Here is a 17,845-nt window from a genome sequence, read left to right on the forward strand (position 1 = left end):
ATGAAAAATTTTTTAGTTATAGGATTAGGAGAGTTTGGCAAATCGGTAGCTAAAACGCTCTATAAAAACAAAGCCACGGTATTGGCAATAGATTCGCGTGAAGGCGTAATCAAACAAGCTCTCAATGAGGGAATGATTGAAGAAGCAATCATTTTAGATGCTACAGATGAGATAGCTTTAAAAAAAGTGGTGCGAGACGATTTTGACACTGCTTTTGTAAGTGTAGGTGATAATATTCAGGCAAGTATTCTCATCACACTACAGTTGAAAGAAATGGGAGTGAAGAATGTGATTTGCAAAGCTGTAAACCACACCCAAGAAAAGGTTTTATACAAAATAGGTGCTACACAAGTAGTATTTCCTGAAGAATTAATGGGCGAAAAAGTAGCCTATTCGGTTTTGAGACCTACCATTATAGAGTATTTTAAATTTGCTGAAGATTATTTTATTTACGAAGTAAAAGTACCGAAAAGTTACGTGGGAAAATCGTTGATGGAACTCAATTTGAGGCACAAATATGAGATAAATATTCTTGCGGTAAAACATTCTGATGGCAAAATGAATGTTACCCCTGACCCTAATGTTAAACTCAATAAAGATGACCTTTTGATTATACTCTCTAATGAAAATGTAATCGACAGAGTTACTAAGGATTAAAAAGTTTCTTTTTCCATTCTTTCCAACTGTATTTCTTAGCATAGATATACAATAAAAGGGGGAAACACAATATTAAAGGCATCCAAATACTGAAACCTAAGGTTGGTTCTGAAATATCGCGTAGTATAGAAGGTACTTGAAATACTGTCCAATCGGAGGTGACTAAAAGGGCAGTAAAAAGGTTATTAGCGGTGTGAAAACCTAAGGCTAATTCTAAACCGTCATCCATTAGAGTTGTGATACCTAAAAACAGACCTGTACCGATGTAATAAATAAGTAAACTGTAGCCTAATTTTTCTACTTCGGGGTTGGCTATATGCATTAAACCAAAAGTAATAGAGGTGAAAAGCAACGGAAACCACGCACTGCGCGTTGCAAGTCCTAAGCCTTGCATTAAATAGCCCCTAAAGAATATTTCTTCAAAACTTGTTTGTAAAGGGATGAACAATACTACTATTACAAGTAATTTTAAGAAAGGTATCCATTGGAAGTTCCAAATATAATCATTGGGACTGATGAATAAATAGTCTACACAAGTCATTGCTATGGTTATGCTTCCCCATAGCCCAAAAGCAAACCAAAATCGTTTCCAACTGATGCTTGGTCGGGCGGTGATGAGGGCTACTAGCGGCTGACGATGAACGTATTTTACCCATAACAATAATAATCCTAAGAAAATAGCAAAGATTACTAAATTTTCAAATAAGAATTGTAATTCTCCTTTTTGGGAAATTTCTTGCTGGATAAGTGCTGTAGTGTCTAAAAATTGTGCTACAAAAAAGTTCAACCCTGTAAAGGCAAAGAACAGGGTTGGAACTATAATATAAAGCCATTTTGGGCTTTGTGATAATCTTCCGTTTGTAAGATACATAACTTTACTTTATTGTGTAATGATTCCTATTTCGGCATACGATACTCTATTGGTATCATCAACTGTTTTTACAGCAGTGAGTTTGATGTAACGAGCTTTTTCTTCAGCAAATGTAATACGTTGTTCAATAGGATTATTTTTTATATTACCAAACTCTCCTTCGCGTACTTTCTTCCAATGAATATTATCAGTACTTACTTCAAAAATATAATGGCTGATAGTTCCTTCTGCCCAACGGTCTTGTGAAGGTAAATAGATAAATCCTTTTAGGTTTAAAAGTTCTCCTAAATCAATAGTAACAGCTGTAGGAGTTTTGCTTTTTTCTTGGATAAACCAAGAAATGGGGTCTTCATCTACTATTTTTTGAATATCATTGATAGTAGAGAGTACTTTCCATTTTGTTTTAGGAATATCTAAGGAATAAGAAGCTACTTCACTATACAATTTTTTACTTTGGTCGTAGGCTACAAACTTGAGAGTTGTAGGATGAGTAACAGAGAAAGGAGTAGTGTAACGCAACGATTTATCATTAGGTTTACTGCCGTCTAAAGTGTAGAAAATTTCGGTAGATTCATCGGCTGGGGTAAGAGTTACTTGTCCGTTTTTATCACGGCTGAACTGAGGTGTTACTAATAGGGCAGGAGCATTATACACCCCTATGTTGCTAATGAGAGGAGAGGCTTTGGCGTCTAATATTGTAAAGCGTACTTTAGTAGCTGTTACAGGCGGAAAACGCAATAAGCGCTTGTAGCCAATAGTAGTTTGTTCATCTATAGTTTCCCATTTTCCATCTTTTTGGTATTCTAATTTGAATTTCTTTACGCGTTGTCCTAATGGGATGTATTCTTGAGCCATAAATCGATTGAAGGTTGTAGGCTTGGTAAAGTTTATATCAATGGAAGCTTCGGTTACGCCTTCATCGGTTGCCCAATAGGTATTTTTATCGTTGTCGATAGTTTTTTCAGCGCTGAAAAACTTGTGATTTTCGCGAATATTAGAAGCCGTTATAGAGGCATCAGTTACGAGGTTATGTGCAAAATCTGCTTCTATAACTTTTTTGAGTTCCATTAATCTCTTGATGTCGTTTTCGTGTACTAAACCGCGTCTATCAACAGGGAGATTCAGCAATAAATTGTAACCACGACCTACTGAAGCGTAGTATATATCAACCATTTTTTCTAAGGGGCGCACTTGGTGGTCTTCACGTGCGTGGTAATACCAACCTGGACGGATAGACACATCGGCTTCAGCGGGAATCCAATTGATGCCATTTTCATCGCCTTCGCCTAAGTGATGTAGGTGGTCTTTTCCTTGTAAGGAAGGGTTAGAGGTAAAAGGATTCCAATTAGTAGGTGTACCATAGCCTAACTCATTGCCTATCCATCGGATATTAGGACCTTCATCGCCAAAAATAGTGGCATTGGGCTGTAATTCGCGTACTATAGCGAATGTTTTATCCCATTGGTAATATGTATGAGCATCGATAGTGCGGGTTTCGTTAGCACCACCATAATAGCCAGAACCGCCATTAGCTCCATCGAACCATACTTCAAATATTTCGCCATAATTGGTGAGTAATTCTCGGAGTTGGTTATGGAAATAGGTTACATATTCGGGTCTTCCATACTCGGCGTGGTTTCTATCCCAAGGGGAGAGGTATACACCGAACTTGAGTCCTGCTTTTTTGCAAGCATCGGAAAGTTCTCTAATTACATCGCCTTTACCGTTTTTCCAAGGGGAGTTTTTTACAGAATGCTCTGTGTATTTTGATGGCCATAAGCAGAAGCCATCGTGGTGTTTAGCGGTAATAATAACCCCTTTCATACCAGCATCTTTAATTACTTTCACCCATTGATTTACATCTAACTCGGTAGGGTTAAACAAGGCAGGATCTTCACCCCCTGTACCCCATTCCATATCGGTGAAAGTGTTCATATTGAAATGGATAAAAGCGTAGTACTCCATTTCGTGCCAAGGTAATTGATATGAAGGAGGAAGAGCTCCCACAGGTTTTGGAGCTTCAGGATTTTTACAAGCTATCAAGCAAAGTGCTGATGCTAAAAATAAAAATTTTTTCATAATTGTGAATGATTGATGATGATTATTCTTTTTCGTTGATAAAAATATTCTTTTTAAATAGTTTACGCGAGTTGTCTATAAAGATATTCATACTATCTTTGGCAGTCTCGGAGAGCTCTTTGTAGGAAGCTGTTTCATATTCTTTGCAAGGCAATATTTCAAAAAGGTATTTTTTATTAGTTTTAAGGGTACGATTCACCCAAACTAAATAATATCCTTTATCGGCGATGTGAGTGCCTCGCGCGTCCTTAAAGAGAGTTAGTTCTACCATAGCGCCTCCATCGGAAGGGGATTTACGTTGGTTAGATATAAAATTACCGAGAGAATAGACAACAAGCTGTTCCTTATGTAGTCCTGTTTGTGGATAATAGTACATAGGTTGTAGCACGTGAGGGTGCCCACCTATGATGATATCTACCCCGTTATCAAAAAGGAATTGAGCTACTTCTTCTTGATTTTTGTTTTGTTTTTGTTGGTATTCTATTCCCCAATGAATCACTACTATCAGTTTGTCGAGCTGTGCTTTTTTAGCTTTCTCGATGTCTTGTTTCATCAGGTTGAAGTCTATACGGTTTACGACAGTAGGTTCGGGGACGGGTAAGCCATTGGTGCCATAGGTGTAGTTGAGAATACCTACTGAAATGCCATTTTTAGAAAGCACTAAAAGGTTTTTTTTATCAAACTCAGCTTTGTTGCGGAAAGTGCCTGTATGAGCTATTTTAAGAGAGTCGAGCACATTTAAAGTGCGGATGATTCCTTTTTTACCTCTATCACAGGTGTGATTGTTAGCAGTTACTAACACATCTATCCCGCTATCTCTACAGGCGGCAGCCAAGGCATCGGGAGAGGAGAATTGAGGGTATCCTTTGTAAGGTTTTCCTGCTAAAGTAACCTCCAGATTGGCAATTGCAAAGTCTACTTGAGCGAATTTGTGTTTAATTTTGTCAAACACGGGCATATAGTCATATTGCTTAGTATCAGCATTGTAAGCTCCTTCTACTTGAGGGATATGCCCCATTACATCCCCCATAAAGAGCAACGACATTCGGCTGCCAGTTTCTTGAGCAAAGGTTATTGAAAAGAAGAGGAAAGTGAGTAATATGCGTATCATTTAAAACCTATTTTAGTTTGTTTGTTTTGTTCTTTTAGTTCTTTTACATCTATATTGGTGAGTTCAGCCAAAGAATAAGGTTTATCTATGATGAAGTCTCTATCAGTAGATTGTAAATACTTATTGCATTTTTCGACAGTTAGTTCTTTAAACTTATATTCAGCTATTAATCTTCCTTTGCGCAATAAGGCAGAGTCTATTTTAGAAATATCGGAATTGAAAGTACATATCAATTGGCATTCCAAGACATCGGAGAGCATACCATCGGCAATGTTTAGGATAGAGGATACGACATCGGTATTGCTATTGAGAGCAGTGCGTTCGGCTATGTAGTTTTCACAGTCTTCGAGTACTAATACTGAATTTTTATTGTCTATTAGCAAACCGATAAAGGCAGGGTCGGTAAGAGATCCAATCATTGAGGTAGGCACAAAGATAAATTTCTTATTAGGGATTTGACTTGTAAGCCATTTGATATAATTAGTTTTTCCTGATCCTGCAATTCCGTGAAAGAGTACGACTCCTTTATTCTCATTGGTAAGGGCGTTTTTCACTCTATTGTGTATCTCAAAGAAATCATCATTATACATCGTTTCAAAGTCGATGCGATAAGGCTTGATAGTATGTGTTCTCACTTCGAGCCCCACTTGGGTTTTTAATAAGATAGATACCTTAGAATCTTTAGAAACATATTTTTCGATATATTCAGAAAATAGGGCGTTGAGATGTTCCTTTGCTTTAGGATTGGTATTTTGGTAATGTACACAACTCACTCTGTAAAGTCCATCTTCAAAAATCTGATTGTCATACTCATTAGAAAGATTTTTGTCAATCAATAGAAAAACTTCTAAGTCAGGATGATAATAGCATTCTTCGGATTCGTAAAGTTCATTTTGTTTAGAGGCATAGTCTATAGTGTAATAATCTGTGCATTTTTCAAAATGTTTCAGTTTATCACGTTGGATTACTAAATCATCACTTCCCAGATAGATGTGAGCCATCAAATCATCGAGCAAAGAGCGAAACGGATTTGAAAAAGTAAGGAGGCAATATTTATCACATACTTCTATATGGTCGTCATTATCGAGTTGTAGGATATTAACTGGGTGGTAATATTTAGATTCTTTTATTTTCATAAGCAAAATAATAAGGTGCAAAAGTAGTATATAATTTATAAATTAGCAAACTTTATAAAACAAAAAACTTTGCTAAAGGACGACCTTCAGCAAAGTTTCAATAAGTTGTTTTTCATTAGCAAATTAGCAAATTGGCTAATTCTTAGTTTCTTCTTGATAGTAAGATTCTCAATACGTACCAGAATAGTAACATTACTGATGAGAACAATTGTAAGGCTGCAGCTACATATTGGTCGGTGCTATATACGTTTTTGATGTTATAGGTTTCGTATAGAATTCCTCCAGCAGCTAAAGCTACCATTGCTACTGAAAACCAAAGGCCTAAGTCAAAATTAAACAAAGCTCCTGCAACGATTAATCCTAAGGCTAAAAAACCACCTACTACCAATACAGTACGCAAGAATGAGAAATCTACACGAGTGAGAAACACTACAGCGGTAAGTCCCGCAAACAATGATAAGGTAATGATACCCGCTTGAGAAATGATAGCTAAGTCATCACTAAGATCTATTGCTATATAAATCATCGGTAAGAAGATGATTGCTTCTAAAAGTACATAAATGCCTAAGCCTCTATATTGGGTACTTTTATCTTGTGCTTGAGTCCATTTATTAGCAAGCATAGAGCCTAACCAGAACCCGCCTAAAATAAATAACCATACGAAAGGACTACTAACCATAGAGAAAATTAAACTTTCAGGCACTGTATTTATCAAAATAGCTTCTACTACTATAAAAGCCAAAAGTGCTATTGCTACGTGAGAGTAGGTTTTACGATAGAAAGTAGCTTGTTCTATATTAGTTGCATACGATACTAATTCAGGAGCGTTGTTGTTCTGATAGTTAGTATTGTAGTTGTTGTTGAAATTTAAGTTATAGCCATTATTGCTATTACTATTGTTGTTTAGATTGTAATTGTTGTTGCTCATAAAATTCTATTTAAAAAGTATTTGTTTTTTAGTAAATCAAAAACTTTGCCAAAAGATCTACCCTGATACTGAGTAGCCTTTTGACAAAGTTTATCAAGGGAATACTATAAAGTATTTACGTTGTTAAGATCTTCGAAAGCTTTTTTCAAGCGGGTAACGAAAGTTTTTTCACCTTCACGAAGCCATACACGAGGATCGTAATATTTTTTGTTAGGAGCTTCAGGACCTTCAGGGTTACCTATTTGACCTTGCAAGTAAGCAGCTTTGGCTTTCATATAGTCGCGAACACCTTCGGTGAAAGCGTATTGCAAGTCGGTATCGATGTTCATTTTGATAACACCGTAAGAAATAGCCTCGCGGATTTCTTCGAGAGTAGATCCAGAACCGCCGTGGAATACGAGGTCGAGGGCGTTATGACCTAAGTTGTATTTTTTAGAAACGTAGTCTTGAGAATCTCTTAAGATTTTAGGAGTTAATTTTACGTTACCAGGTTTGTACACTCCGTGAACGTTACCAAAAGCGGCAGCGATAGTGAATTGAGAGCTTACTTTAGAAAGTTCTTCATAAGCGAAAGCTACATCTTCAGGTTGTGTAAAGAGTTTGTTGCTATCAACGTGAGAGTTATCCACTCCATCTTCTTCACCACCAGTCATACCGAGTTCGATTTCCAAAGTCATATCCATTTTGCTCATACGTTCGAGGTAACGTTTGCAAGTTTCGATATTTTCTTTGATAGGCTCTTCAGAGAGGTCAATCATATGAGAGCTAAAAAGAGGTTTTCCTGTTTCTTTGAAGTGTTTTTCAGAAGCGTCGAGCATACCGTCTAACCAAGGAAGCAATTTTTTAGCACAGTGGTCAGTATGCAAGATGATAGAAGCGCCGTAAGCTTCGGCGAGTTGGTGAACGTGTTTTGCTCCAGCTACAGCTCCAAGAACTGAAGCACGTTGGTTGTCGTTAGAGAGACCTTTACCAGCCATAAACTGAGCGCCACCATTAGAGAATTGGATAATCATTGGGGCGTTTACTGCTACAGCGGTTTCTAAAGCAGCATTGATAGAGTTAGAACTGATAACGTTGGCTGCAGGAAGAGCAAAGCCTTTTTCTTTGGCGTATTTGAATACTTCTTGTACTTCTTTTCCAAGAATTACGCCTTTTTTAATGTTATGTGCCATTTCTTTATTAAGATATAATTAGTTTTCAATTTGAGACTGCAAAGATATAAAAATTCTATTGAACTATCAAAATAATTTAGTGTTTTTTATTTAACAAACAAAAATCTAATAGCACCATTGCGGTCATTGCCTCGACAATAGGTACGGCACGGGGTACTACACAGGGGTCGTGCCTGCCTTTACCTTGCATTGTTACTATGTTGCCTTTGCTATCGAGGGCAGGTTGTTCTTGCATAAGGGTAGCTACGGGCTTAAAAGCTACTCTAAAATAAATATCCATACCGTTGCTGATCCCCCCTTGTATACCGCCTGAATAGTTGGTTTGAGTGGTACCATCGGGATTGAAAAGGTCGTTGTGCTGACTACCACGCATTGTAGTACCTGCAAAGCCACTACCATATTCAAAGCCTTTTACAGCATTGATAGAGAGCATCGCCTTGCCGAGTTGTGCGTGGAGCTTGTCGAACACAGGTTCGCCCCAACCTATAGGCACTCCTTTTACTACACAACTTACTACTCCGCCCACTGTATCACCTTCTTTGCGAATAGCTTTGATATAGGCTTCCATTTGTTCTGCTAAGATAGGGTCGGGACAGCGCACGGCATTGGTTTCGGCTATGGCTAAATCGAGATCGGTATAGGGTTTAGTAAGGGAAAGCTCGCCTACACTCGATACATAAGCGTTGATTTGTATTCCTTTGAGTACTTGTTTGGCTATAGCTCCTGCTACTACACGGCTTACGGTCTCGCGTGCTGATGAGCGTCCGCCTCCACGAACATCACGAATACCGTATTTCTGTTGATATACATAATCGGCGTGACTGGGACGGTATACCTCGGCTATATGGGCATAATCGGCTGAATGTTGATTTTCGTTTTCAATGATAAAGCCAATAGGGGTGCCTGTAGTCTTGCCGTTTAAAATACCCGAAAGGAAACGTACCTTGTCGCCCTCTTTTCGTTGAGTAACAATAGCTGACTGCCCTGGACGGCGGCGGTCGAGCTCGTGCTGTATGGCTTCAAAATTTAAAAGAATATTAGGGGGACAGCCATCAATAATGCCTCCTAATGCCTCGCCGTGCGACTCACCAAAGGAGGTGAGCCTAAAAAGTGTGCCAAAGCTATTGCCTGCCATTATAAGTCTTTCATTTTTGTTACTAATACCTCTATAAACTTACTGATAGGTGTTTTGACCATCATTGCCATTATGGGGTTAAAATCCCCTTTGAAGAGTAGTTGCACTTCACTTTCTTTATCTGATATTTCAGCAATATTGGTAGTGAGCAGGAAGGGGATTTTACCATTTGCTTCCCCTAATACCAGCTGGCTATAAGGGGTACTACTTTTCTTTTCTAAATAAATTTCAGGCATTCCTTTTAAGGCAAACACAAAAGAAGTGTCGGTGAGTTTTTCAAATTTGCTGATGTTGTCGGGCATCAAGCGTTCAAAGGTCTCTACTTTTTCTAAGAGAGCAAAGAGGTCTTTAGCACTCTTGGGGACGATTGTTTTTTGGGTTTCTAAATTCATTGGATAATTTGTCAATTTGGTGCGAGCCGCACGGGCAATTTGTTATTTTACTAAAATGGTTTCCCAGCCGTCGTACTGGCCGTTAGTATCAAGAGCTACATCTATCAAGTCCCAAGTGTCGGGGTCGATAGCCTCTACAGTATTTACTTTGGTAATTATCAATTGGTAGCCTAAATCTTCGTTAGGGTCATCGTCTTCTTCGGGTTCTATTTTGCGACTTTCTTGTATTTCATAGCCTAAGGCTTTCACCTTATCGATAGCTTCTGCCATATCCTTTTCAGTATTGAAATACAACCAGTGGTCTATAGGGCGCTCTTGATCGGTATGGTCGCCTGACTCTTCACAATGGCGCTTTACAGCACTGTTTTTGATGCTTTGATGTTCGTAGATATTGGGGTAAAGATAGTCGGAATATATTTCCCAATTAGGGTCATCTACGACACGTATTTCAGGTTCGTAATCGGCAATATTTGTGAAAGCCTTTTCGATGTTGGCTACCAATAAAGGAGCGTCTTGAGTATAGTAAAACCACGTTATATTGCCTTGATAGGTTACAACTCCTGCTAAAAAATCGGTCTCTTTTAGTGAAGGCATTATAATATCTTCAATGTTATAGAGACGTTCTCTTTCCTCATCGGTAGTAAAACCATACTCATCGGGTGCTTTAAGGACAAGGTTTAGCCTTACGCATTGGGTATAACCCTCTATAGGGGAATCGGTTTCGCCTATACCTAAATTGACACGAAACACAGCGGGTTTATCTTCTACTCTACCGATATAGACAGCCCAGTTTTCGGGGATTTCTGTTTTTTGAATCATATTTATTTGTCGATTTATCTATTTTGCAAAATTGTTAATATTTTTTAGTTTTTATTGCGAATTTTTCAATTATAAGATAAAGTATTTAAGCTATTGATTGTTAGTGTTGTATCGTGTTATCTTCGCTTTGTGTTCGGTATGTGTTCGCTCTTCCTTCGTTCTTTCTATATTGTTCCTTCAGTGAAAAAAAGGATAGGTAGTAAAATGAAACACTGATTACCAAGCTATTTAATTTATTGATTTACCCATTTATCGATTAGAGAATTTATTGAAAAATTCGCAATGTTTTGACTAATAATTTACAGATTTGTTAATTACGCCATGTGTCGGGGCTTTTGCGCCATTCTTTGAGAGTATCCAGTTCATACTCACTGATGTAGCCTATAGCTAAGGCTTTGATGAGCAAATGGTCGTAGTCGCTGAGGGTATGGAGTGAGAGCTTTTCGGTAGCAAAATTGGCATTTGCTACCTCAAAATTATATGAGAAGATAGCCACCATACCTAAAACTTCAGCGCCGAAGTCGCGAAGGGCTTTTACAGCATTGAGACTACTCATACCAGTGCTGATGAGGTCTTCTATAACGATTACTTGCTGTCCTGCAGAGAGTAATCCCTCTATTTGGTTTTGGCGACCGTGTTTTTTAGGTTCAGGACGCACATAGACAAAGGGCAAATCGAGAGCATTGGCTACCAACATCCCCATTCCGATAGCCCCTGTAGCTACCCCAGCTACCACATCAGCAGTGGGATAATAGCTTTTTATGTAGGTAGCCATAGTGTTGGCTACGTAATTGCGAACCTCTGGAAATGAGAGGATTATGCGATTATCGCAATAAATAGGCGATTTCCAACCGCTTGCCCACGTAAAATAATTTTCAGAATTCAATTTTATTGCGTTAATTTGCAGTAAAAATTCGGCAGTATGTTGTGCCATAATGTTATCTAAAATCATAAGCTTATGTATGAAATTTTTTTAGACGATAAGTCGATTATTTTGACAAATGTACGAGAAAATATTGAGAACGTCAAATATTTTCCATTAAAAGATGTAACCTTTGATGAAATCATCGAGGAATTAGGTCGTAAAGAGGTAAGTAGAATATATCTCTATCATCCTAAGGAAGAGAAACTTATGAAGAAATTTAAGAAGCTTGTACCCACTATAAAAGCAGGAGGAGGTGTGGTGTATAATGAGGAAGGAAAAGTTCTGCTTATCAAGCGACACGGCAAGTGGGATTTGCCCAAAGGAAAGAAAGAAAAGGGTGAAAATATTGCTACTTGTGCCTTGCGTGAAGTGGAGGAAGAAACGGGGGTAAAAAAGCTCCTAATACAGCGTTTTAGGACGATTACTTACCACCTATTCAAACGCGATGGACACTATTTTTTGAAAGAAACCTATTGGTATGATATGACCACAGCTTACAAGAAAAAGTTAGTGCCTCAAACAGAGGAGGATATAGAGAAAGTATGTTGGAAAGATGAGGCAGAGGCAAAGGAATTGGTGAAGAACTCGTATAAGAATATTCAGTTGGTGTTAGGTGTTAGAAATGGAAAAGAATTTTTATGATTTGGAGCTTATCAAAATATTAGAAGAGCATATAGAAGATGGAGATTTTCAAATAATAAGCTCTGATATTTATGTAGATAAGGTGAATGCTAACTTACCTTTTAAAGGGAGTAGGGTAGATTTTGAGCTATTGGATGAGTATCAAAGAATGTTTTTTGATGAGAATGAAGCCGTTGTAGCTTTTGTAAAGAATATTGCAATGGAGGAGGCGGGGATAGCACCAGATGAAAAAGTGGTGTATTTAGGAGATAATGTATCGAACTTAACCTATATATTCTCATTTAAATATTTAGAAAAAGTCATAGTAGATATATTGGATAATATACCTGAAAATCATTACTTTCTATCTGAAAGTATGAAGTGGATTCTATACATATCGTATGAAGATTGTGCTGATTTTGCGTTGATATGATAAAAGATATACTAATAGTTGGCCTTGGTAGCTTTATAGGAGGTACATTGCGCTATATGCTTTCAATAGCCTTCAACAAGATAGTGCGCACTTGTACATTCCCGATAGGCATTTTGGTAGTAAATGTATTAGGATGCTTTTTTATAGGTGTATTGTATAGCTATTTTAAGAATAGAGTAGGGGAGAGCCTTTTACCCTTATTGCTGATGACAGGTGTTTTGGGAGGTTTTACAACATTCTCTACTTTTTCATTGGAGGTACTGCAGTTATATCAACAAAATGAACTACTAAAAGCTATTCTTTATGTAATAGTTAGTGTAGGAATTGGTATTTTGGCGTGCTTTTTGGGGTGTATTGTAGGTAATAAATAAAGTATAAAAAAATGAAGAAATTTTTATTAGGAGTAGTCGTAGCGGTCGCTGTATTGCTACTTATAAAATATTTTAGCGATAAAAAAGAAAGTCAAGAACGATTAGAGGCTGATACAGCCCTAATACAAACACAAATCGCAAATGTGAGCAAATTGGTAGTTACCGAAGGACATTTTGCCGAAGTGCTCTCGTATACCGATACTCAAAAGTACTTTATGGATTTGCTATCGTTTGATAAGAAAATCCTTACAGTAGTAAATGCCGATGTAACAGTAGCTTATGACTTGCACAAAATCGACTATGAAGTAAACGAAGAACAAAAAAAAGTTATCATTAAATCGTTACCAGAAGCTGAGGTGAAGATTTACCCTACAATGAAGTATTACGATGTGAGTCAGAGTCAAGTAAACCCATTTACCCCTGATGATGTAGAAAAAATACAGAAAAAAGTGAAAGCAGAATTACAGCGCAAGGTAGATGCTTCTACTTTGAAGAGCAATGCCCAAAACAGACTGCTTACTGAGCTTTCTAACCTTATCTTTGCTACCCGTGCCGTAGGTTGGACTTTAGAATACCAAAACACACCTATTGAAAACAAAGATGATTTTAAACTTCTGAAACCATAATTTGTTTATTGTTACTTGCTAATTGTTAATTATTTTGTACCTTTGCCCCCAAAATAGCAATAAATGAAAGAAACAGATATCATTATTATAGGGGCAGGACCTACGGGGCTTTTTGCAGTATTTGAGGCAGGGCTCCTTCGTTTAAAATGCCACTTGATAGATACACTCCCACAAGTAGGCGGACAACTTACTGAATTATACCCTAAAAAACCTATTTTTGATATACCAGGATATCCTACTGTAGGAGCTTCTGAATTAGTAGATAACCTAATGGAGCAAATTAAGCAGTTTCAACCTGAATTTACTCTTGGAGAAACTGCAATGACACTCACCAAAAATAATGATGATACATTCATAGTAACTACAGAAAAAGGTACCCAAATAAAAGGAAAAGCCGTAGCTATAGCTGGTGGATTAGGTACTTTTGAACCTCGTAAGCCTGAATTACCTAATATTGAACAATATGAAAATAAAGGGGTGACTTATTTTGTCAAAAATCCAGAAAACTATATAGGTAAGCACGTCGTAATTGCAGGAGGAGGGGACTCTGCTTTAGATTGGAGTATTTATTTAGCTGAAAAAGTAGCTACTGCTTCAGTTACTTTAGTACACCGTCGCAATGAATTTCGAGGAGCTTTAGATTCAGTTGAGAAAGTAAGAGCGTTAAAAGAGGCTGGTAAAATCAATTTAAAAACTCCTTATGAAGTAGTAGGATTAGAAGGAAATGGGCATTTGGAATCATTAGTGTTAGAGCAAGAAGGAGGTAATAAAGAAACTCTTATAGCCGATGCTTTTATTCCACTCTTTGGTCTTACTCCTAAATTAGGACCTATTGCTACTTGGGGGGTAGAGATCGAAAAAAACGCTGTGAAGGTAAATAATGCTTTAGACTACCAAACTTGTATAGAGGGGGTATATGCCATAGGTGATGTGAATACGTACCCAGGAAAACTTAAACTCATCCTCTGTGGTTTTCACGAAGCAACCCTAATGTGCCAAAGTATATACAACCGAATTTATCCTAATAAAAAATATGTATTAAAGTACACTACTGTAGTAGGAATTGACGGCTTTGATGGCAGTAGAAAAGAAGCCGAAAAAGCTGTGGTAAAAGCAATTTAAACAGTGAATATATCTTATAGTAAATACTAATAACTAAATAAAATGAAGAGTATAAATGTACTATTAGCAAGCACTTTTTTAGCATTTTCTGCTTCGCTAAATGCCCAAATTGATACAATTAGCAGCAAAACATTACTATTGAAAGGCAAAATTAAAAAAGTAGAAGATTATTCTTTTTTTCTCGACCCTGACCCTAAAGGTACTAAAACTTTCGATGGAAAAACTTATAGCGTTTTTCCTTATGCCGAAGATTGGAATATAGAAAAAGATGAAAATAAATTCTCTAAAACCAATATTGCCTATATTTTCGACAATACAGGTCGCAATCTCGAAGTAATCACTTACAATGCCGAGAATCAACCTTTTGGTGGAATGCGATTTTACTACGATAAGAAAGGTAGAGTAAACAAAAGTCAATCCTCTTTTTCCTTAGGAGATGGTGAACTTTTAGTAAACCGACAATACTTTTACAACGAGAAAAACCGATTAGTAAAAATAGATGAAACTGACGGCAATACCAATGAATGGCTCATTACTATTACCTACAAATATGATGATTTAGGCAATTGTATTGAGAGAAACAAAGTAGCGAGTAATTCAGCTTTAGAAAAAGATATACAATTGTATGAAGAAAAAAATCTCGTGTTAGAAAAGAAAATACGTCCAGAGTATACACGTGAAAAATCTTACAAGTACAACCAACTTAATAAAGTGTCTGAAACAGAGGATAAAGTACTAAACAAAAATGTGTATTTGAAAACCGAAAACGAATACAACAAAGAAGGGTTACTTTCTAAAGCTAAATTCCTGAACGCCTCAAGTCAAGAAACTATCTGTACTTATAAATATAATAAAGCAGGACGTCTTATCCAATCAATTTGTACTGCTACCGATGACCCCAATTTTTATATAGAAACCAACTATATGTTCAATAAATCTGGAGAAACTCAAGTAATAAAAACCCGTACAGAAGTAGCCTCTACTAAAGTATATGATGAACATAATCTACTCACCTCATATATTACAAAAGAACTTAACTATAAGTATCGTTATACTTTTGACAAAATGGGAAATTGGACTCAAATATTAATGTTTGAAAATGATAAACCAATTTGTGCCCGTGTTCGCAAAATAGAATACTTTGCTAAATAAATGAACGAAATACATCTAAAAATAACCGATCGCGAGGGGCTTCTATACGAAATAGAAGCCCCTACCGATATGAATATGAACCTAATGGAAGTAATGCGTGCTTACGAAATCGCTCAAGATGGCGAAATAGGTATTTGTGGAGGTATGGCAATGTGTGCTTCTTGTCAGTGCTATGTACAAAATGAAAACGAAGTTACACTACCTGAAATGGGTGAAGAAGAACGAGCAATGCTTTTTGAAGCTTTTCACGTAAAACCTAATAGTAGGTTAGGATGTCAAATACCTATTACCCCTGAAATCAACGGGTTAGAAGTTGTGTTAGCTCCTTTTTCTTAAATAATAGGCTTTTATATATTATTTTTTTATATCTTTGCCAAAATATTAAACTTGAATGAATAGAAAAATACTTTTATTTGCTTTTATAATAGGGCTTTTCGCGATGGCTTGCAACGATGGTGATATGGAGGTCGAATCTATCTCTTTTGAAAATTCTGATGTTCTTTCTTGTAGAGCAAATGATACCGCTGTTGATTTTCTGTATAAGTATAATCAAAAACAAGCTCTTTATCTCACAATTCCTGCAGGTGTCTTAGAAAATAAAGAAAAAACAGTTACAGGTACAATACCCAATAACTATAAGCTCTATTACCGCACCTTTAGTGATGCAGTAAACAGTAGTTATTTTTGTAATACCATATACCCAGCTTCTCCTCAGATTACTTTTAATAGCGAAGCTACAGGAGGAACAGTTACTATCGCAACTCGTCCTATTTACAACGAAAATACAGGGACTTTATTGCGTTATGATCATCAAATAACAATTAGTAACTTAGTACTCCTAAAAGAAGATGGTAATAAGTTAGTGGAATCTAACCTCATCTTTGGTACTTATCAAACTAACAAACAATAACAATGAACCACTTTGTAGTATCAGCACGCAAATATCGTCCTCAATCATTTCGTGATGTGGTAGGACAACAAGCGATTACCAATACCCTCCTCAACGCCATTGAAAACAATCACTTGGCACAGGCACTTCTTTTCACAGGACCACGTGGTGTAGGAAAAACTACTTGTGCACGTATTTTAGCTAAAAAAATAAATGAGCAAACTTCTGGAATGGAAGATGAAAATGACTTTGCTTTCAATATTTTTGAACTCGATGCTGCTTCTAATAATAGTGTAGACGATATACGCAAACTCATTGAACAAGTACGCATTCCTCCGCAAGTAGGCAAATACAAAGTATATATTATTGATGAGGTACACATGTTATCTCCTTCTGCTTTCAACGCTTTTCTAAAGACTTTAGAAGAGCCACCTAAACACGCTATCTTCATCCTTGCTACTACGGAAAAACACAAAATTATCCCTACCATTTTATCACGTTGTCAAATATTTGATTTCAAACGCATTACAATTAATGATATTCGAGAATATCTAAAGTATATAGCCCAACAACAAGGAATAGAAGCCGAAGATGAAGCATTACAAATCATCGCACAAAAAGCTGACGGAGCTATGCGTGATGCCCTTTCTATCTTTGACCGCGTAGTGAGTTTTTCAGGAGAGAAAATTACTCGACAAGCTACTTCCGAAATACTAAATGTACTCGACTATGAAGTCTATTTTAAAGTAACCGACCTTATTTTAGACAATAAACTTCCAGAGTTGTTAGTAGCATTCAACGATACGATAGCACAAGGGTTTGATGGCAATCACTTTATAGCTGGTTTAGCAAGCCATTTCCGTGATTTAATGGTATGTAAAAATCCTACTACCATAACTCTAATGGAAGTAGGAGAGGAGACTCAGAAAAAATATACCGAGCAAAGTGCTCGTGCAACTGTTCCTTTCTTAATGGACGCCATTGCTATTGCAAACGATTGCGACCTGAAATATCGCACCAGCAAGAACCAGCGACTATTGGTAGAAATAGCTTTAATGCAACTCGCCTCTATAACCTACCAAGGAGATAAAAAAAAAATGATGGACGCTTCGTAATTCCGGCTTACGTTTTTAATAGACAAGAACAACCCTCTAATGAGGTTACAAAAGTAGTCCAACCATCACAGCCTACTATAACTACCGCTTCTCCTATTCCTAATATTCCTTCTATTAGTAAAGAACAACGACATAATGTAGTTTCTGGATTTTCTATCAAAAGTGTACACGTAAAAACGGAACACCAAAAGAGCAATAAAGAGATTATAATAGACCCTAATTCTTTACCTAAAGAAACATTTACTCAAGAAACTTTTCAACACTATTGGGATAATTATATAGAAGAATTAC

20 protein-coding genes are annotated in these 17,845 nt (G+C 36.9%); 10 read left to right on the forward strand and 10 right to left on the reverse strand.

The features are described from left to right. Window positions 1–657, forward strand: coding sequence for a potassium channel family protein (locus tag JMN12_RS12135; RefSeq protein ID WP_009751053.1), 657 nt, complete (start codon window positions 1–3; stop codon window positions 655–657). Here the strand turns inward: JMN12_RS12135 and JMN12_RS12140 are convergent. The 10 genes from JMN12_RS12140 to pyrE form a co-directional block, all read right to left on the reverse strand. Next, on the reverse strand, window positions 647–1,528 hold the full coding sequence (locus tag JMN12_RS12140) for a CPBP family intramembrane glutamic endopeptidase (protein ID WP_203139509.1): 882 nt from the start codon (window positions 1,526–1,528) through the stop codon (window positions 647–649). The two genes, JMN12_RS12135 and JMN12_RS12140, sit on opposite strands and share 11 nt — an antisense overlap. Window positions 1,529–1,537: 9 nt before the next feature. Further along, on the reverse strand, window positions 1,538–3,607 hold the full coding sequence (locus JMN12_RS12145) for an alpha-L-fucosidase (RefSeq protein WP_203139511.1): 2,070 nt from the start codon (window positions 3,605–3,607) through the stop codon (window positions 1,538–1,540). 22 nt (window positions 3,608–3,629) lie between these two features. Further along, window positions 3,630–4,718, reverse strand: coding sequence for a CapA family protein (locus JMN12_RS12150; protein WP_088594347.1), 1,089 nt, complete (start codon window positions 4,716–4,718; stop codon window positions 3,630–3,632). Continuing rightward, entirely contained in the window at window positions 4,715–5,854 is a 1,140-nt protein-coding gene (locus tag JMN12_RS12155) for an AAA family ATPase (protein ID WP_009751057.1), read from the reverse strand. Before JMN12_RS12155 ends, JMN12_RS12150 begins: the two co-directional genes overlap by 4 nt. A gap of 142 nt (window positions 5,855–5,996) precedes the next feature. Beyond that, window positions 5,997–6,782 (reverse strand): Bax inhibitor-1 family protein, encoded by a 786-nt coding sequence (locus JMN12_RS12160; protein WP_203083435.1) that lies wholly within the window; start codon window positions 6,780–6,782, stop codon window positions 5,997–5,999. Window positions 6,783–6,886: 104 nt separating this feature from the next. Next, window positions 6,887–7,954, reverse strand: coding sequence for a class II fructose-bisphosphate aldolase (gene fbaA, locus JMN12_RS12165; RefSeq protein WP_203083436.1), 1,068 nt, complete (start codon window positions 7,952–7,954; stop codon window positions 6,887–6,889). Window positions 7,955–8,030: 76 nt separating this feature from the next. Next, entirely contained in the window at window positions 8,031–9,089 is a 1,059-nt protein-coding gene (aroC, locus tag JMN12_RS12170) for a chorismate synthase (RefSeq protein WP_203083437.1), read from the reverse strand. Then, a complete protein-coding gene (locus tag JMN12_RS12175; RefSeq protein ID WP_203083438.1) occupies window positions 9,089–9,481 on the reverse strand; it encodes an SRPBCC family protein in 393 nt (130 codons plus the stop codon). Before JMN12_RS12175 ends, aroC begins: the two co-directional genes overlap by 1 nt. Before the next feature lie 42 nt (window positions 9,482–9,523). Further along, window positions 9,524–10,297 carry a DUF695 domain-containing protein gene (locus JMN12_RS12180; RefSeq protein ID WP_203083518.1) on the reverse strand — a complete coding sequence of 258 codons (774 nt, stop codon included), beginning with the start codon at window positions 10,295–10,297 and terminating at the stop codon, window positions 9,524–9,526. Between the two features lie 313 nt (window positions 10,298–10,610). Beyond that, window positions 10,611–11,252, reverse strand: coding sequence for an orotate phosphoribosyltransferase (gene pyrE, locus JMN12_RS12185; protein ID WP_203139512.1), 642 nt, complete (start codon window positions 11,250–11,252; stop codon window positions 10,611–10,613). A 6-nt stretch (window positions 11,253–11,258) separates the two neighbouring features. Here pyrE and JMN12_RS12190 point away from each other — a divergent pair, with 6 nt between their 5' ends. The 9 genes from JMN12_RS12190 (at window position 11,259) to dnaX (ending at window position 17,554) form a co-directional block, all read left to right on the forward strand. Continuing rightward, window positions 11,259–11,867, forward strand: coding sequence for an NUDIX hydrolase (locus tag JMN12_RS12190; protein WP_088594341.1), 609 nt, complete (start codon window positions 11,259–11,261; stop codon window positions 11,865–11,867). Further along, window positions 11,848–12,279, forward strand: a complete 432-nt coding sequence (locus tag JMN12_RS12195; RefSeq protein ID WP_088594340.1) for a hypothetical protein — start codon at window positions 11,848–11,850, stop codon at window positions 12,277–12,279. The genes JMN12_RS12190 and JMN12_RS12195 overlap by 20 nt, the downstream gene beginning before the upstream one ends. Further along, window positions 12,276–12,650 (forward strand): fluoride efflux transporter CrcB, encoded by a 375-nt coding sequence (gene crcB, locus JMN12_RS12200; RefSeq protein WP_088594339.1) that lies wholly within the window; start codon window positions 12,276–12,278, stop codon window positions 12,648–12,650. The genes JMN12_RS12195 and crcB overlap by 4 nt, the downstream gene beginning before the upstream one ends. Before the next feature lie 11 nt (window positions 12,651–12,661). Then, window positions 12,662–13,276, forward strand: coding sequence for a DUF4230 domain-containing protein (locus tag JMN12_RS12205; protein ID WP_088594338.1), 615 nt, complete (start codon window positions 12,662–12,664; stop codon window positions 13,274–13,276). A 63-nt stretch (window positions 13,277–13,339) separates the two neighbouring features. Further along, the gene (locus JMN12_RS12210) at window positions 13,340–14,398 is read left to right on the forward strand and encodes an NAD(P)/FAD-dependent oxidoreductase (RefSeq protein ID WP_088594337.1); all 1,059 of its coding nucleotides are present in this window, start codon (window positions 13,340–13,342) and stop codon (window positions 14,396–14,398) included. A gap of 42 nt (window positions 14,399–14,440) precedes the next feature. Beyond that, on the forward strand, window positions 14,441–15,550 hold the full coding sequence (locus JMN12_RS12215; protein ID WP_009751068.1) for a hypothetical protein: 1,110 nt from the start codon (window positions 14,441–14,443) through the stop codon (window positions 15,548–15,550). Next, window positions 15,551–15,886, forward strand: coding sequence for a ferredoxin (locus tag JMN12_RS12220; RefSeq protein ID WP_088594336.1), 336 nt, complete (start codon window positions 15,551–15,553; stop codon window positions 15,884–15,886). Window positions 15,887–15,941: 55 nt separating this feature from the next. Continuing rightward, on the forward strand, window positions 15,942–16,460 hold the full coding sequence (locus JMN12_RS12225) for a hypothetical protein (RefSeq protein ID WP_088594335.1): 519 nt from the start codon (window positions 15,942–15,944) through the stop codon (window positions 16,458–16,460). 2 nt (window positions 16,461–16,462) lie between these two features. Then, the gene (dnaX, locus tag JMN12_RS12230; RefSeq protein ID WP_088594334.1) at window positions 16,463–17,554 is read left to right on the forward strand and encodes a DNA polymerase III subunit gamma/tau; all 1,092 of its coding nucleotides are present in this window, start codon (window positions 16,463–16,465) and stop codon (window positions 17,552–17,554) included. The last annotated feature ends 291 nt before the right edge of the window (window positions 17,555–17,845 follow it).

The organism is Capnocytophaga genosp. AHN8471, assembly GCF_016806945.1.
Classification (GTDB): Bacteria; Bacteroidota; Bacteroidia; order Flavobacteriales; family Flavobacteriaceae; genus Capnocytophaga; species Capnocytophaga periodontitidis.

Excerpts from the sequence above, each read along its gene's own strand:
- JMN12_RS12135 (WP_009751053.1), top strand. The coding sequence starts at position 1 with ATGAAAAATTTTTTAGTTATAGGATTAGGAGAGTTTGGCAAATCGGTA.
- JMN12_RS12140 (WP_203139509.1), bottom strand. The coding sequence starts at position 1,528 with ATGTATCTTACAAACGGAAGATTATCACAAAGCCCAAAATGGCTTTAT.
- JMN12_RS12145 (WP_203139511.1), bottom strand. The coding sequence starts at position 3,607 with ATGAAAAAATTTTTATTTTTAGCATCAGCACTTTGCTTGATAGCTTGT.
- JMN12_RS12150 (WP_088594347.1), bottom strand. The coding sequence starts at position 4,718 with ATGATACGCATATTACTCACTTTCCTCTTCTTTTCAATAACCTTTGCT.
- JMN12_RS12155 (WP_009751057.1), bottom strand. The coding sequence starts at position 5,854 with ATGAAAATAAAAGAATCTAAATATTACCACCCAGTTAATATCCTACAA.
- JMN12_RS12160 (WP_203083435.1), bottom strand. The coding sequence starts at position 6,782 with ATGAGCAACAACAATTACAATCTAAACAACAATAGTAATAGCAATAAT.
- fbaA (WP_203083436.1), bottom strand. The coding sequence starts at position 7,954 with ATGGCACATAACATTAAAAAAGGCGTAATTCTTGGAAAAGAAGTACAA.
- aroC (WP_203083437.1), bottom strand. The coding sequence starts at position 9,089 with ATGGCAGGCAATAGCTTTGGCACACTTTTTAGGCTCACCTCCTTTGGT.
- JMN12_RS12175 (WP_203083438.1), bottom strand. The coding sequence starts at position 9,481 with ATGAATTTAGAAACCCAAAAAACAATCGTCCCCAAGAGTGCTAAAGAC.
- pyrE (WP_203139512.1), bottom strand. The coding sequence starts at position 11,252 with ATGATTTTAGATAACATTATGGCACAACATACTGCCGAATTTTTACTG.
- JMN12_RS12190 (WP_088594341.1), top strand. The coding sequence starts at position 11,259 with ATGTATGAAATTTTTTTAGACGATAAGTCGATTATTTTGACAAATGTA.
- JMN12_RS12195 (WP_088594340.1), top strand. The coding sequence starts at position 11,848 with ATGGAAAAGAATTTTTATGATTTGGAGCTTATCAAAATATTAGAAGAG.
- crcB (WP_088594339.1), top strand. The coding sequence starts at position 12,276 with ATGATAAAAGATATACTAATAGTTGGCCTTGGTAGCTTTATAGGAGGT.
- JMN12_RS12205 (WP_088594338.1), top strand. The coding sequence starts at position 12,662 with ATGAAGAAATTTTTATTAGGAGTAGTCGTAGCGGTCGCTGTATTGCTA.
- JMN12_RS12210 (WP_088594337.1), top strand. The coding sequence starts at position 13,340 with ATGAAAGAAACAGATATCATTATTATAGGGGCAGGACCTACGGGGCTT.
- JMN12_RS12215 (WP_009751068.1), top strand. The coding sequence starts at position 14,441 with ATGAAGAGTATAAATGTACTATTAGCAAGCACTTTTTTAGCATTTTCT.
- JMN12_RS12220 (WP_088594336.1), top strand. The coding sequence starts at position 15,551 with ATGAACGAAATACATCTAAAAATAACCGATCGCGAGGGGCTTCTATAC.
- JMN12_RS12225 (WP_088594335.1), top strand. The coding sequence starts at position 15,942 with ATGAATAGAAAAATACTTTTATTTGCTTTTATAATAGGGCTTTTCGCG.
- dnaX (WP_088594334.1), top strand. The coding sequence starts at position 16,463 with ATGAACCACTTTGTAGTATCAGCACGCAAATATCGTCCTCAATCATTT.